At 37.8% G+C, this 14,231-nt stretch carries 14 protein-coding genes; 7 read left to right on the top strand and 7 right to left on the bottom strand.

What is annotated here, in order from left to right; translation table 11 throughout:
• Window positions 1-39: 39 nt before the first annotated feature.
• Window positions 40-1,476, top strand: coding sequence for a pyruvate kinase (pyk, locus tag EHR01_RS18505; RefSeq protein ID WP_135697096.1), 1,437 nt, complete (start codon window positions 40-42; stop codon window positions 1,474-1,476).
• Here pyk and EHR01_RS18500 read toward each other — a convergent pair.
• The 7 genes from EHR01_RS18500 to EHR01_RS18470 form a co-directional block, all read right to left on the bottom strand.
• A complete protein-coding gene (locus tag EHR01_RS18500) occupies window positions 1,469-2,719 on the bottom strand; it encodes a BaiN/RdsA family NAD(P)/FAD-dependent oxidoreductase (RefSeq protein ID WP_135697094.1) in 1,251 nt (416 codons plus the stop codon). The two genes, pyk and EHR01_RS18500, sit on opposite strands and share 8 nt — an antisense overlap.
• 2 nt (window positions 2,720-2,721) lie before the next feature.
• Window positions 2,722-3,144 carry a VOC family protein gene (locus EHR01_RS18495; RefSeq protein ID WP_135697092.1) on the bottom strand — a complete coding sequence of 141 codons (423 nt, stop codon included), beginning with the start codon at window positions 3,142-3,144 and terminating at the stop codon, window positions 2,722-2,724.
• A 9-nt stretch (window positions 3,145-3,153) separates the two neighbouring features.
• Window positions 3,154-4,338 (bottom strand): sterol desaturase family protein, encoded by a 1,185-nt coding sequence (locus tag EHR01_RS18490; protein WP_135697091.1) that lies wholly within the window; start codon window positions 4,336-4,338, stop codon window positions 3,154-3,156.
• 140 nt (window positions 4,339-4,478) lie between these two features.
• On the bottom strand, window positions 4,479-5,090 hold the full coding sequence (locus EHR01_RS18485) for an ABC-type transport auxiliary lipoprotein, LBF_0736 family (RefSeq protein WP_135697089.1): 612 nt from the start codon (window positions 5,088-5,090) through the stop codon (window positions 4,479-4,481).
• Between the two features lie 4 nt (window positions 5,091-5,094).
• On the bottom strand, window positions 5,095-6,042 hold the full coding sequence (locus EHR01_RS18480; RefSeq protein ID WP_135697087.1) for an MlaD family protein: 948 nt from the start codon (window positions 6,040-6,042) through the stop codon (window positions 5,095-5,097).
• A complete protein-coding gene (locus EHR01_RS18475) occupies window positions 6,039-6,806 on the bottom strand; it encodes an ABC transporter ATP-binding protein (protein ID WP_135697085.1) in 768 nt (255 codons plus the stop codon). The genes EHR01_RS18480 and EHR01_RS18475 overlap by 4 nt, the downstream gene beginning before the upstream one ends.
• Entirely contained in the window at window positions 6,803-7,927 is a 1,125-nt protein-coding gene (locus EHR01_RS18470) for an ABC transporter permease (protein WP_135697082.1), read from the bottom strand. Before EHR01_RS18470 ends, EHR01_RS18475 begins: the two co-directional genes overlap by 4 nt.
• An 87-nt stretch (window positions 7,928-8,014) precedes the next feature.
• Between EHR01_RS18470 and EHR01_RS18465 the strand changes: the two genes are divergently transcribed.
• The 6 genes from EHR01_RS18465 to EHR01_RS18440 all read left to right on the top strand — a co-directional run bounded on the left by EHR01_RS18465 (window position 8,015) and on the right by EHR01_RS18440 (window position 14,119).
• Entirely contained in the window at window positions 8,015-9,103 is a 1,089-nt protein-coding gene (locus EHR01_RS18465; protein ID WP_135697080.1) for an AraC family transcriptional regulator, read from the top strand.
• Window positions 9,104-9,219: 116 nt separating this feature from the next.
• On the top strand, window positions 9,220-10,083 hold the full coding sequence (locus EHR01_RS18460; protein WP_135697078.1) for a sterol desaturase family protein: 864 nt from the start codon (window positions 9,220-9,222) through the stop codon (window positions 10,081-10,083).
• A 161-nt stretch (window positions 10,084-10,244) separates the two neighbouring features.
• On the top strand, window positions 10,245-10,601 hold the full coding sequence (locus EHR01_RS18455; protein ID WP_135697076.1) for a YciI family protein: 357 nt from the start codon (window positions 10,245-10,247) through the stop codon (window positions 10,599-10,601).
• A complete protein-coding gene (locus EHR01_RS18450) occupies window positions 10,588-11,820 on the top strand; it encodes an RNA polymerase sigma factor (RefSeq protein WP_135697074.1) in 1,233 nt (410 codons plus the stop codon). Before EHR01_RS18455 ends, EHR01_RS18450 begins: the two co-directional genes overlap by 14 nt.
• Window positions 11,821-11,999: 179 nt before the next feature.
• On the top strand, window positions 12,000-12,851 hold the full coding sequence (locus tag EHR01_RS18445; RefSeq protein WP_135697072.1) for an SDR family NAD(P)-dependent oxidoreductase: 852 nt from the start codon (window positions 12,000-12,002) through the stop codon (window positions 12,849-12,851).
• A gap of 284 nt (window positions 12,852-13,135) precedes the next feature.
• The gene (locus EHR01_RS18440; RefSeq protein ID WP_135697070.1) at window positions 13,136-14,119 is read left to right on the top strand and encodes a PD40 domain-containing protein; all 984 of its coding nucleotides are present in this window, start codon (window positions 13,136-13,138) and stop codon (window positions 14,117-14,119) included.
• Window positions 14,120-14,231: the final 112 nt, after the last annotated feature.

The raw sequence follows: 14,231 nt of genomic DNA, 5'->3' as shown, positions 1-14,231 counted from the left end.
TACTTGCAGGAAAAATCAAAAAAGCTAAGAATAGGGTCTATGCCGGAAGACAGCAAAATCCCGAACAAACGCACAAAAATCATCTGTACCATAGGCCCTGCCTCAGCTAATCGCGAAACCATACTAAATCTTATTTATTCAGGAATGGATTTGGCCCGGATGAACTTTTCCCATTCTACCCATGATTATCACAAAGAAATCTTCGAATTATTACGTGAATGTGAGCAAGAATCAGGTAAGTCCATCGGCATCCTTGCGGACTTACAAGGTCCAAAAATCAGAACTGGAAAATTAGGCACGGGACCTTTGGAGCTCAAATCGGGTGACCAAATTGCCATTAATAACAAGTCAGATTTCCTTGGAACAAGGGAAGAAATTGGATGCACTTACCAATACATCTTAAATGACATTGATGTTGGGCACAAACTTTTGATTGATGACGGCAAACTTTCGTTTGTTGTAAAATCCAAAACAAAAGAAAAAGCAATTTTAGAAGCGGTCATTGGAGGAACCTTAAAAGATAACAAAGGGATCAACCTTCCAGGAACTCCCATTTCCGCACCTGCTCTTTCTGAAAAAGACATCGAAGATTTACAATTCGCTTTATCTCTCGGCGTCGATTACATAGCTTTATCATTTGTTCGACGAGCCAGTGATTTAGAGATGGCAAGACAATTTATGAAAGATAGTTATGCAGGACTCATTGCAAAAATTGAACGGCCTGAAGCCATTCAGAATATTGAAGAAATCATTGAAAACTGCGATGGGATCATGATTGCAAGAGGTGACTTAGGTGTGGAGTTAGACACACAATATGTTCCCATCATCCAAAAAGAGATGATCACAAAACTAAACCAACAGGGAAAACCTGTGATTACCGCCACACAAATGTTAGAAACCATGATTGATAACCCACGTCCCACTCGTGCAGAAGCAAGTGATGTTGCCAATGCTGTTATGGATGGAACAGATGCTGTGATGTTGTCAGGAGAAACTGCCTCGGGAAAATATCCAATAGAAACTGTCAAAACCATGACAAGTATCATCCAAGCTGCAGAGGAATCAGAAATATATTTATCTCATCTTAGAAATATGGATAGAACTGAGTTTGAAGTAGAACGAACCGCACTTGGGAGCGCTGCTGAATCTATTTCTAGATTGATCAATGCAAAGGCAATTATCAATTTTACAAGATCAGGCTATTCATCTCTACTATCATCTGAGTTTCGACCTTCAAAACCAATTTATTCATTCACACCATTTTTAGGTACAGCAAGAAAGATGCAGTTGTATTGGGGTGTAGAAGCTTATGTGATGCCGATGATGGATAAGTTTCCTGATATGATTGCCTTTATGAGCAAAACTCTAAAATCTGAAGGTAAGTTAAAATCAGGAGATACTGTTGTAATTCTATCAGGTGCACCTGGATCTGTCGCACAAACTGTTGATTTTATTCAAATACATAGAATCAAATAACAACTGCTTTACGAATGCCTCGGGCTGCGATGGTCGCCGTAGTCCAGGCATTTTGAAAATTAAATCCACCAGTAATTCCATCTACATCGATTACTTCACCAGTAAAAAAAAGTCCAGGTGTTTGTTTACTTTCCATGGTTTGAAATTGTATATCCTTTCTAGAAACTCCGCCTGCTGTCACGAACTCTTCTTTGAAAACACCTTTTGCAACCATTCTTAATTTAGTTTGTGTTAGATTAAGACTCAAATTCCGAATTTCCGACTTGGAAATATCTGAATAACGTTTATTTGGTTGGATCTTTGTTTCTTTCAATATCCATTCCCAAAAGCGGGAAGGAAGTTTCCAATCCGGGTCTGGAGTCAATTTTTCTGCAGGAGATTTTTCTTTTTTAGAAAGGTAAATTTCTTCAATGGTTTGAGTCTTCTCCCCTCCAACCCAATTGATAGACAAATCTACTTTGTAATCTTCTTCAAATAAATTTCGAGCTTCCCAAGCTGACAACCGTAATGCGGCAGGACCACTCAAACCCCAATGAGTAATAAGAATCGGTCCTTTCTGTGGTTTGCCTTTGGGCAAAACTTTGATTTCAGTAAAAGGAACTACAAGACCAGTAAGTTCCATAATATCTGTATTTTCCAAGGTCAAAGTGAAAAGGGAAGGAACTGGAGGAATGATTTTATGTCCTAATTTTTCAAGGATGCTCCAAACTTTTCTATTAGAACCAGTTGCAATGACAACAAAATCAAAAGTATCTTCCAGACCACCTTCCCAAAGAATCCGAAATCCAAGGGAAGGATCTGATTCTGAATTTACATAAATGCCAACTAATCCTTGTTCAAAGTGAATTGGGATTTTTTTGGATTTTAATTCGTTTAAAAAACATTGGATGATAGTATCTGAAGAATCTGTAGTAGGAAACATCCGACCGTCTGCTTCCGCTTTCAGGGCCACTCCCCTTTTCCCAAACCAATTGATTGTATTCTTGGGTCCAAAACTTTCGAAAGCCCATCGCAGTTCTTTATTTCCTCTCGGGTAACGATCAGAAAGAAGTTCTGGATCAAAAAGGTTATGGGTTACATTACATCGCCCACCACCGGAAATCCGAAGTTTAGAAAGTGGTTCTTTTGATTTTTCAAAAATTTGGATTTCACATAAACCTTGTAACTCGGCTTCAATCTGTAGCGCAGCAAAACAACCCGAGGCACCTGCACCGATAACGGCGATTTTTGGTTTTTTTTTCAAACCTACCACTCACCAGTATTTGGCATTGAGGCCCAAGGTTCTTTTGGAGGTAAAGGACTACCTTTCTGTAAAAGTTCAATTGAAATAAGGTCAGGTGACCTAACAAAAGCCATACGGCCATCACGCGGTGGTCGATTGATTACAACTCCCAATTCTTTGATTCGTTCACAAGTAAGATATATATCATCTACTTCATATGCCAAATGGCCAAAATTTCTACCGACTGTGTATGGATCTGTTTGACCCCAATTGTATGTGAGTTCGATCTCAGGTGCGTCCGCATCACCTGTAGACAAAAACACAAGAGTGAATTTGCCTTCCGGGTGTTCATTCCTTCGTGTGACTTTTAAACCAAGGATCTCCACAAAAAAATGCAAAGCACGATCCAAATCCAAAACACGAATCATTGTATGTAAATATTTCATCTTTTCCTACTATAAGAAAAAGTAGCCGAGAAGCACAAGCCAAGAAATATATTTTGGAATCTCAAATCGAAACCATATCCTTTCTCCTTCTAGAAGTTTTCCCAAGGAAACAAAGGAAAAAACCAAAAGATAAAACACAGAAACAATTTCTCCTAAAGAATAAAGATGCATTCTTTTTAAAAAATATAAAGTAATAACAGTTGGAATCAAAAATGAAATCAAAAGATAAATTCGATCCATTGAAGTTCCGGCTTTGTGTCTGTATTGAGGTAATCTGGATTTTCTATCTATATCCCATCTGTTGTGATTCAGCCAAATTTTTGGATCTCTGACACCACGATCAAGAATCGATTGTAGGTCATCAGGCCGAACTGAAGGATAAGAAAAAAAAGAACGGATCCCTTGCCATTTATATTTTGTTTTCCATAAATCACCAAACAAATCACGGAACACATGAAGTTCCGCCGTCACAGGATCATAAGTTTTCAGTTGAGAAACAAGGCCATACCTAGGTTCTTGTTTTTCTTCACAAAAAGTTCCAAAGAGACGATCCCAAAATATAAACACTCCTCCATAGTTTCTATCAATATATTCTGGATTCATTGCGTGGTGGACCCTATGATGAGATGGTGTCACAAATATAAATTCAAACCACTTGTTGAGTTTTTTAATGGTGCGAGTATGAACCCAGAATTGGTATGTACGATTTAATGCATCAATGATCAAATAAGACTCAACTGGAAAACCAAGAAGCGCAAGTGGCAAATAAAAAAGTCCGATTCCTATATTACGAACAAATGACTGCCTAAGAGCAACAGACAAATTAAATTCTTCACTTGAATGATGCACTACATGAGAGGCCCACAATACTTTGATTTCATGGCTATATCGATGAGCCCAATAAAACAAAAAATCAAGGATTATAAAAAGGAGAATCCAATGCAAAGGAGAAGAAGTTGATAAAAAGATTTTTGAAAGAAAAGTTTCTCCCCAAGAAATTTTGTATAACTCACTGTATACAAAAACCAAACCCAGTAGGATTACACCGTCAAATATTCGGCTGAGAACTCCCAAACTCAAGTCCACCAAAGAATCTTCGTAAAAATAATAATCCTGCTTTTTAAAACGAGTATAAAGTACCTCGAGTAGCAGAAGTAGAATATAAAATGGTGCAATCGATTCGATGAGTCTCATAGTACGTCCTTTAAGATCTTACTATTGACACTAGTTTTAATAGAAAAGCAACCTCCTTTCCGATATGTATTTTGTATCTTTTAAAGAAAAAAATACAGTAAAGAAGAACTGTTACTTTATGAGGTATTTGAATTCTAAACTCATTTTAACCGAGTGCTTAGATCAGCATTCAACTCATTAAATGTATTGGTAAGACCAAGATTCCAACCAAGGACCAAAGCTTCGGGATCTTTTTTTTCAATGAGTTGGATTTGTTTGTAAGTTTTTCTGAACACTGGTGTAGAAATTGAATCCTTATCTTCATATACCACAATCTCAAACTCTAGAACCGCTTTTGGTTCTTTGGTACGAAAGTCTCCATACATTTGAGAAAGGTTTAGTTCAATAAAATGTGTAACATTGATTCTGGTGTTCATACTCGCATCCCATTCAAAGTTACCGGATTTTAAAAGAGAACGAACAAACTCTTCTTTAAAGTTATGGGCCGGAGGGATAAAAAAAACATTATAAAAATCGGATTCGTAAACAGCATTTTCTTTGCGATATACAAATTCTTTTCCTTCAAATCTTTGAGAAATAAAAACCTTTCGAACGACAAAAGTCCTTGGTTTCGGAACAGCAAACAATTGTTTGATTTCACCAACTTCGATTAAAAAAAATCTTTTTTCAGGAAATGTTTTACTAACTCCAAAACACTGGGCGAAAACAAATGTGAATCCAATTAAAATGAAAAAACGGGTCAAAGCTTTCATACTTTTATTTCCAAAGTTTAGACTTGTTTGGTGCTTCTCCGAAAAGAAACTGAGAAGGATATTTTTTCGCATTCGAAGTTACTTCTTTTAAATCTTCTGAAGCGATTCTTAAATTTTCAATTGATGTAGATATATCACCTTGATTCGAAGCAAGAAGTGTATCCAATCGTTTTAATGTAGTTTGTAACTGCGTCACTGATGCATCTAATTTTTTAGGCAAACCTTGCGTTTCAGGACTAGCGATGAGTGCTTTTACTTCTGCATTTGTTTTACGTAGGTCAACGAGAAGCCCAGTGGATTCACGTGCCAAATCTCCCAACTTTGCTTCCTGGATGGTTTGGTTTAGATTTCGAATGAGTTCACCCACACCTAATAGAATTTTATCAACATCTGCTTTTTCTACTTTGTCGAAAAACTTATCTACGGATGCAGTGAAACGAGAGATGGTACTTGGGGCCGAAGGGATATAAATTGTTTTTGGTTCCCATTCAATTGACAAAGGAGGATTTTTTTCAGGATTTAAATAGTCAACTTCAAGGTATGCTGTTCCAGTTAATCCTTGTGAGGCGAGGCGAACACGAAGACCACTTTGAATCATTCTCTGAACGGTTTTTTTTAAATCATTCCCGTATACACCCTTTACAAAATCAGGAACAGACATTTTAATCAAAACATATCTTCCATAACGAAGTTCTGTATCTTCTGTGAGTTTATCCGAATATTCATTTTGAACAAAAGTAATCTCTTGGACTGTCCCAACTTTTACGCCACGGTGTTTCACTGGAGAACCAATGTCCAAACCTTGGACCGATTCATCGAAATACGTCTCAAGGCTAACTGATCTTTGAAAGATATTCCCAGCAGTGAAAACAATTAAAAACAAAATCAGTGTAAAAAAACTAACTAGGACAAAAACCCCAACTTTGAAATATATTTTATTCGATTGGTTCATAATTGAGAACTCTCCTGAGGGATACGATTGAAGAATTGTTTTACAAAAGGGTCTTTTGATTTTTCTTTTAAATCTTTCGGTTTGCCTTCTGCAATGATTCCTTTTTTGCTTTTGTCTAAAACAATCACTCGATCTGCCATAGTAAAAACAGAGGGAAGTTCATGAGTTACGATCACAAAAGTAACTCCTAATGTTCTCGACAAACGAATGATTAGGTGGTCTAACTCCACACTAGTGATAGGATCTAGACCTGCACTCGGTTCATCCAAAAAAAGAATTTCTGGATCCATTGCCATAGCACGGGCAATGGCTGCACGTTTTTTCATACCGCCCGAAAGTTCAGCAGGATACAGATGAGCAAAAGGGAAAAGCCCAACCATTTTTAATTTGGTCATAGCTATTTCATTCATGATAGCCAAAGGAAGTTTTGTAAATTCTTCTAAAGGAAGTCGAATATTTTCTAATAAGGACATGGAACCAAACAAAGCACTTTGTTGGTACATCACTCCAATTCGATTCCAGATTTCTATTTTTTTCTTTCCTTCTGCCAAAACGATGTCATCTTCATCAATCCATATACGGCCGCTAAATGGTGAAGTGAGACCAATCATATTTTTTAATACAGTAGATTTACCGCAGCCGGAACCACCGAGAATTCCAAATATTTCGCCTCGGTTCACTTCAAAGGAGATATCTTCCATAATGACTGTATGGCCGTATCCCGTTGTTAAATGTTCCACTCGAATGATTGGTTTTTCTTTCATATTCGTAGATAAAAGTATAAGACGGAAAAAATTCCATCTAAGATGGAAACAAGTATGATGGAACCAACAACGGCTGAGGTAGTAGATTCCCCAACAGCCCCTGCACCTGATGCTGTTTTTAGACCTCGGTAACAACCAATGGATGCAATGATCATCCCAAAAAAATAAGATTTTAAGAGCCCACCTAAGATATCGGACAAACCCACAGCCAAATTCACTTGGTTGATGAAAGTAATGAGTGGAAAACCAAAACTAATCAACACTACTGCCCCACCGATCAGTCCGAATAAATTAAAAACAATGGTGAGGAGAGGAGTCATAAGTAAGGACGCCACCAAACGAGGGATAATGAGAAATTGAACAGGAGGAAGACCCATCGTAGTCAGTGCATCAATTTCTTCAGAAACCTTCATGGTGCCGAGTTCCGCAGCAAAAGCAGAACCAGACCTTCCCGAAAGAATAAAAGCTGTCATCAGCGGACCAAGCTCCCGAAACAAAGAAAGGCCCACAAGATTGGCGACAAAAATTTCTGCTCCAAACCTTCGCATCGGAATTGCAGATTGAAAGGACATGATAAGACCAAGTAAAAATCCAATCATCGCTATGATAGGGAATGCATTGACTCCCATGGATTCCGCTACACGAAAGGTGTCTTTCCATCGGATTTTTGAAGGATGCAAAAAAGAACGCCAAAAAGAAACCGTAAGTTCACCAGTGAATGTAATCAGATATTTGAATTCTAACAAAGAATCAATGGTTAGTTTCCCGATTTTTTCTGACCTTCTTAAAGAATTAGAATGTGTTTCCTTATTCTTTTTGCTATCGTCTTCGGAAACACTTAGGCGGTATCGAAATTGCTCACCTAATCCATACAAGGCGAACTGGATTTTTCTTTGTTCACATTCCAATCGAATTAATTTTAAAAATGAAATCCCTGAAGAATCTGCTTCCTCCAAATTACCTGCATGTACAACGATTGTGCGAGGGGGATTTTTTTTTAAGATATCGAAAAAGGCAGTCCAATCTTTTCCCGTTTCCGAAGCAGTAAGAACCGCCGGGAGATGGATTTCTAAGTTGCTTCCTTCCCAAAGAAAGGAGGATTGTCGATGAATGGTATCCACGTTTCAAACGTAATTCTATTTCAGAACGAACCCGAGGCAAGTGATTTTATTTTACAATCCAATCGATTGATTCAAATATGAACCACAATGTGGAATATCACAAGTCATTTGATTGTTTTTTCTGCCGGACTTTCCCTGCTCTTTGCCTGGGGAGAATTTCTTAGAAAAAACTCGAGTGGGCAAACCAAAGTGCAAGGGTTATTATTTCTCTTTGCCGCAATGTTCCAAGCGCATACCTTTTTGACAACCAGTGGACTTTACCAATTTTTTCCGCATTTTTATTTGGTCCATTTGCCTTTCACGGCTTGCATTGGTGCCCTTCTCAAACGATATTTTTCAGAACTTTGGGACGAAAGCCCAAACAGGAATCAATTTTCCTTTTGGGAACTGGTGCCCGCTGTCATTGTGACCATTCTATTAACTCCTTTTTACCTTTCTTCTGCTTCCGAAAAAATTGCTCTGCATACAAAATATTTGTTAGAAGGAGTTCCACTTAAGTTTCAAATCACAATTCTTTTCGCAGTTTTACCTATATTTTATGCTGCTTTTTATGTTTTTACACAAATGGCAAAATACATTCGTTTGGAACGATTTAAAAGTTCGGCTCATCTTCATTTGGTGGGAATTGTCGTCGGGATTGGAGCTTTTTCGAGTTTAGTGGGAGTGTATACTTTATTTTTCCACCAAAGGCATGGATTAGAACTTGTTTCGACACTCATCGCGTTCCTTCTCATTGGCATATATCTTTTGCGACAAAAAAGCCCAGAATTATGGGGTGAAGTTCAGAAGATAGTCATCGAAGAAAAAAAATACCAAACCTCCCAATTAGGCGGTTTCAATTTAGAGACTCTTCAAAACCAACTTCTCCGTTTGATGGCAGAAGAAAAAATCTATCGGGATGACAGTATCAATTTAGAAAAATTAGCCAAAGAGATGAACCTTTCAGAACACCAACTATCCGAGTATTTGAACCTACACCAAAAGAAAAATTTTTTTCAATTGGTCAATCACTACCGCATCAAAGAAGCCAAAGAATTGTTTGCCTCCCATCCAGAAAGGAACATACTCACGATTGCTTACGACGTTGGGTTCCCTTCCAAATCCACTTTCTATGATGCCTTCAAACGGGAAGTAGGTACAAGTCCTAGCGAATTTAGAAAATTGCTTGGGAAATGATCCGGATGGACCCGCTCGGAATCTTTTTTTATTCCGACTTTACCGATCCGGTCGATTTGGGTTTTGTTTTTTGTTAGAATGGTTTCATTCTCAGGGCAAAGGGTTAGGAGAGTTCTATGTTTGGTGGACCAGTTGAGTGTGATTTAGTTTTAGATTGTGTTACCAAAATTGGTTTTACGCAAGGTGTTTTAAATTTCTTACGTTATTACCCAATTGCAGGGTTAGCATTTCTATTATTCTATGTTTGGCGAAAGGATTTTTTTGAAACCTATCGCATCCAAAAAGTTTATCCCAAGGCTGAAAAAGTTTGGAAAGAGTTTCGTCAATCCGCAGTGACATTACTTGTTTTCACATTAGTGGCAGTCACAAATATCACCTTGATGAAAGCAAAAATTGTCCCAAGTGCAGTGTACTTTGGGCCAGTTACCAGTTGGTCAGGAATCGGATATATTTTCCTTAGTTTCGCACTTTTTACGATTTGGCATGAAACTTGGTTCTATTGGATGCATAGGTTCGCTCATATCAAAAAAGTTTACCCACATGTCCATTCGGAACACCACCAATCAGTCAATCCTTCTCCACTTGCTGCTTACCGGTTCCAAGCCACTGAAGCATTTTTAGAAGCTATCTACATTGTTCCTTTTGTTATGTTTGTTCCTGTCCATTTTTATGTAGTCTTATTCCATACTTTTTATGCGATGATCCTGAATATTTGGTGGCATTTAGGATATGAGTTTTTCCCAAAAGGTTGGGCATCTCACCCCATAACCAAATGGATCAATACATCCACTCACCATAACCTCCACCACCAAAAATTCCAAGGCAACTACTCTCTATATTTTAATGTATGGGATCGTCTCATGGGAACCAACTTTCCTTACTATGAAACTTATTATGAACAAGTCACAGAAGAAAGAGATAGAAAACGAAAAGAACAAAAACCAAAGAAAAAAGCCGGAGCTGAAGTTTTAGTTTCTTAAAACAAATTCGGGGTCGTTTGTTTATTCAAGAGATAACTCTCGACCCATCTATTTTGAACTTTTTTTTACAATTACCTCAATGGAAACTGGTATGGATGAGATTTTTTTCAAATCCATGTCCCCATTTCCAAAATGGAAACGTTATTCATTTGAGGTAAAAAATGAAAGAGTTCACATTAATTTTTCGAAATAGCAACCAAGAGGGAGAAAGACCATCCCCTGACCAAATGCAAAAAGTCTTACAAGAATGGATGGCTTGGATGGCAAATTTATCGGCTAAGGAACAATTGGCTGACAAAGGAAACCGTTTGGCGATTTCAGATGCAAAAACAGTTCGTCCGGGCAATTTGGTGACAGATGGACCTTACACAGAAATCAAAGAATTCATCAATGGTTATATCGTTGTTAGGTCAGAATCACTCACTGGTGCTGTTGAAATTGCGAAAGGTTGTCCAATTCTAAAAATCGGAGGGAATGTCGAAGTTAGAAAAGTCGTAACTCCTGATGACCATAGTTAATCAAGAAACCAAAATCCTATCGGATTTGTTTCGTAGAGAACAAGTAAAGATGACGGCCGTTTTGTGCCGTCATTTTAGTTTGAAAGACATTGATGTAGTTGAGGACATTATTGCAGAAACATTTTTACGAGCTACCGAAGTTTGGCCACAAAATGGAATCCCAGAAAATCCTTCTGCATGGCTTTACACTGTTGCCAAAAATATCGCAAAAGATGGTTTTAGAAAAAAAATATCTGAAACGAAAAAAATAAATCATGTTCTAAACTCAAATTTTGAAGAACCACAAGACATTAGTTTTGAAGAAAGTTTAATTTCCGACAGTCACCTCGCAATGATCTTTGCAGTTTGCGAAAATACGATTTCTCCAAAAAGTAGAGTTTGTTTAAGTTTACAAATTTTATGCGGCTTTAGTGTTGAAGAAATAGGATTTGCTCTTCATTCAAACAAAGAAGCTGTAAAAAAAATTTTATTCCGCGCACGCGAACAATTACGCCAATCAAAATTTGAAATCAAAGATCTTACAATTGATGAAATTAAATTGAGGATGGACTCAGTCCTTTTAACAGTTTATCTTCTTTTTAACGAAGGTTATTCGTCAAAAACAAAAGATTCAGTGATTCGTATCGATTTAATCAAACAAGCGATGAACCTGGGACTCTCCTTAACTCTTACAAAATCGACTAAAACACCTGAATTGTTAGCACTCATGTCTCTTTTTTGTTTTCAGGCATCTCGACTCGACTCTCGCACAAATACGCAAGGGTCAGTTGTGATTTTTACTGACCAAGATAAATCTAAATGGGACCAAAACTTGATTCAGAAAGGAAACGAATATTTTTTAGAGGCATTTAGTACAACCTCACGATCAAGATACCATTATGAAGCTGCCATTGCCTATTGGCATACGCAAGAAGAGTCCTTAGAAAAATGGAAATACATCTTAAACATATATGATAACTTTTTGGAAATTTACCAATCTCCGTCTGTTTTTTTAAATCGAGTTTTCGCCTATTCAAAAGTTAACGGAAAACAAAAAGCATTGGATGAAATGGAAAATTATAAAGATTATAAAAATCGTGATTACCATTCATTACTTGGATATTTATATTCTAATTCCAATAGCGAATTGGCTTCTCTACATTATCAGAAGGCAATTCAAAAAACAAAATCCAAAAAAGAAATCGCACTCTTAGAACAAAAAATCAAAGAATTAAACTAAGAAATATTTCGAGAGTAGAAACCTACTTATATAACTTGCGTTCTTCTTGTATCCATTGTAATCATTTTCCCTTTTCTTTTTTTAGATCTATAAAGAAACAAACTCGCCTTTTGGTTCTTTTTGAATAAGAAGTTGACTATTGATCTAAACCATTACCCTAACAGGACAGAAGGTGTCATATGGCTTATCATCTACAAGATAAAGTAGTTCTCATCACAGGTGCAGCCGGCGGAATTGGAACCGCTTGCGCAAAAGAACTGTATGCAGAAGGTGCCAAACTTGTATTAACAGATGTATCTCAAAAATCAGTGGATACATTGGCAGCTGAGTTTGCAAAAGAACGAGTATTAGCAAAAGCAATGGATGTTACTGATTGGAAATCCATAAAAAAAGTAACCAATCTATCCGTTTCTACTTTTGGGAAAATTGATATAGTTTTTGCCAATGCAGGAATTTCTTGGAAAGAATCCGCTTATACTGTTTTTAATAGTGATGAATCTGAATTTGAAAAAATTTTGGAAGTGGATCTGTTAGGTGTTTGGCGCACAGTCAAATCATCTTTACCTGAAATTGTAAAAAACCAAGGACAAGTGGTTGTTACCTCTTCCATCTATGCTTTCACAAATGGAATGTGCAATGCACCTTATGCCACTTCCAAAGCGGGGATTGAAATGTTTGTCCGTTCTCTTCGGGCAGAACTTGCAGGCAAGTCTGCAAGTGCCAGTGTATTGTATCCTGGTTGGATTACGACTCCACTGACAGAGGGTGTTTTTGGAGGAGATCATTTAACAACAACCATGCGAGAGATCGGATTTCCACCTATTTTAAGAAAAGCCATTCCTCCTGAAAAAGTGGCAAAGGCATTGGTGCATGGTTTGAAACAGCGAAAACCAAGAATCATCGTACCGGCTCGTTGGGTTCCCATCCAACTCTTCCGAGGGATTGTTGGGATTTTTTCTGATTGGTATCTCTCAAAACACTCCCGCGTCCAGTCCTTACTTTTGGAGTTAGAAAATAGAACTAAAAAATAAACATAGAGAAATTGATTCAAACAGAGAATTGGATGGCTAGATCGAATGGGTTTCGATTGGCACTCGGTGGATAAGGAAAGTGACTTACTTTTTTCAGTGATTTTCATTCGACAGTCACTTACCTTTTTCAATGACTTTCAAATTCCATTCACATCCTGAAATTACCTGATTCCAGAATCTTTCAACGGGATCTCTCCTTCCATCCCAATAAATAAACGCAACAAAGTTGCATTTATTTATTGCAACACAATTGCGTTTACGGAAATTGGCAAACGGAGGGTATTATGTTTAAATATTTTGTAAGTTTCCTTTTGGTGTTTGGTGTGGTTCGTTGCGGCACTGATAAAAATGAAGAGGGGAAAGATTTTTTCTTAGGCTTAGCTCTTATCTCTGCTTTTTCCAATTATGGAACGATTGCTTTTGCTTTTGATCCAGATAAAGATGATGAAATTTATCTTTATGGCCTAAAAGAAAATCGAACCATCAATGTAACAGAAAATGTTGGTAGAGATTTAGCTCCTCGTTGGAGCCCCAACGGTAAGAATCTTGCCTTTAATAGTCGCCGAACGGTTCATGGGCACAATCGACCAGAAATCTACACGATGGATTTTCCCTCTCGCGAAGTAAGGCGTATCACTAACACTTCTGCCCCGGATGAAAACCAACGAGCCGCTTGGTTTCCCGATTCCTCCTCAATTGTTTTTCAACGAGGAACCTATTTTGCTCCCTCCAAACTTAGATTGATGAAACATGATTTGAAAACTGGAACAGAGACTACTCTCTATGAAGCAGGAGATAAATTACATGCTGCTCCCGGGATTTCACCTAACGGAAAATATATGGTATTTCAATCGAATCAAGATTTTGCGGGAACCTTTCCCTCTCGATTGTACATGATGAATTTATCCAATTCCCAAATTTCAAATTTTGTGCATCCAAGTGTGGACTTAGGATCTGATGCCGATCCCAAGTGGTCACCCGATGGAAAATGGATAACCTTTACCTCAGCAAGAAATGGTTCAGGTGAATACAGTCATATCTACACTGTGAACTTTGAAACCAATGAAGTTTCACAAATCACATTTGGTAACTATTCTGATTCTTCCCCTGACTTTTCCCCCAACGGAAAAGAAATCGTATTTCAATCGAATCGATATAGAGAGTATGGCCTCCATATTGTTTCCTTAGAAACAAAGGAAATACGATACTTACGAGAAGGAAGGACTCCCGTTTGGTCCTCCCAATCCCTCCAAGAACTCGGATTTTAGTTCCATAACCTGCGGCAGGGATCGAGCGGAAATCCCTCCCCAGAACCTTGGGGAGGATTGGAGGGAGAGCCCGACCCTTCCTGCTTCTCCGTTTGGTTTTAGAAACCATTGG

Source organism: Leptospira mtsangambouensis (assembly GCF_004770475.1).
Classification (GTDB): Bacteria; Spirochaetota; Leptospiria; order Leptospirales; family Leptospiraceae; genus Leptospira_A; species Leptospira_A mtsangambouensis.
Note: the sequence above shows the minus strand (reverse complement) of the source record. Positions and strands in the feature narration are given on the sequence as shown.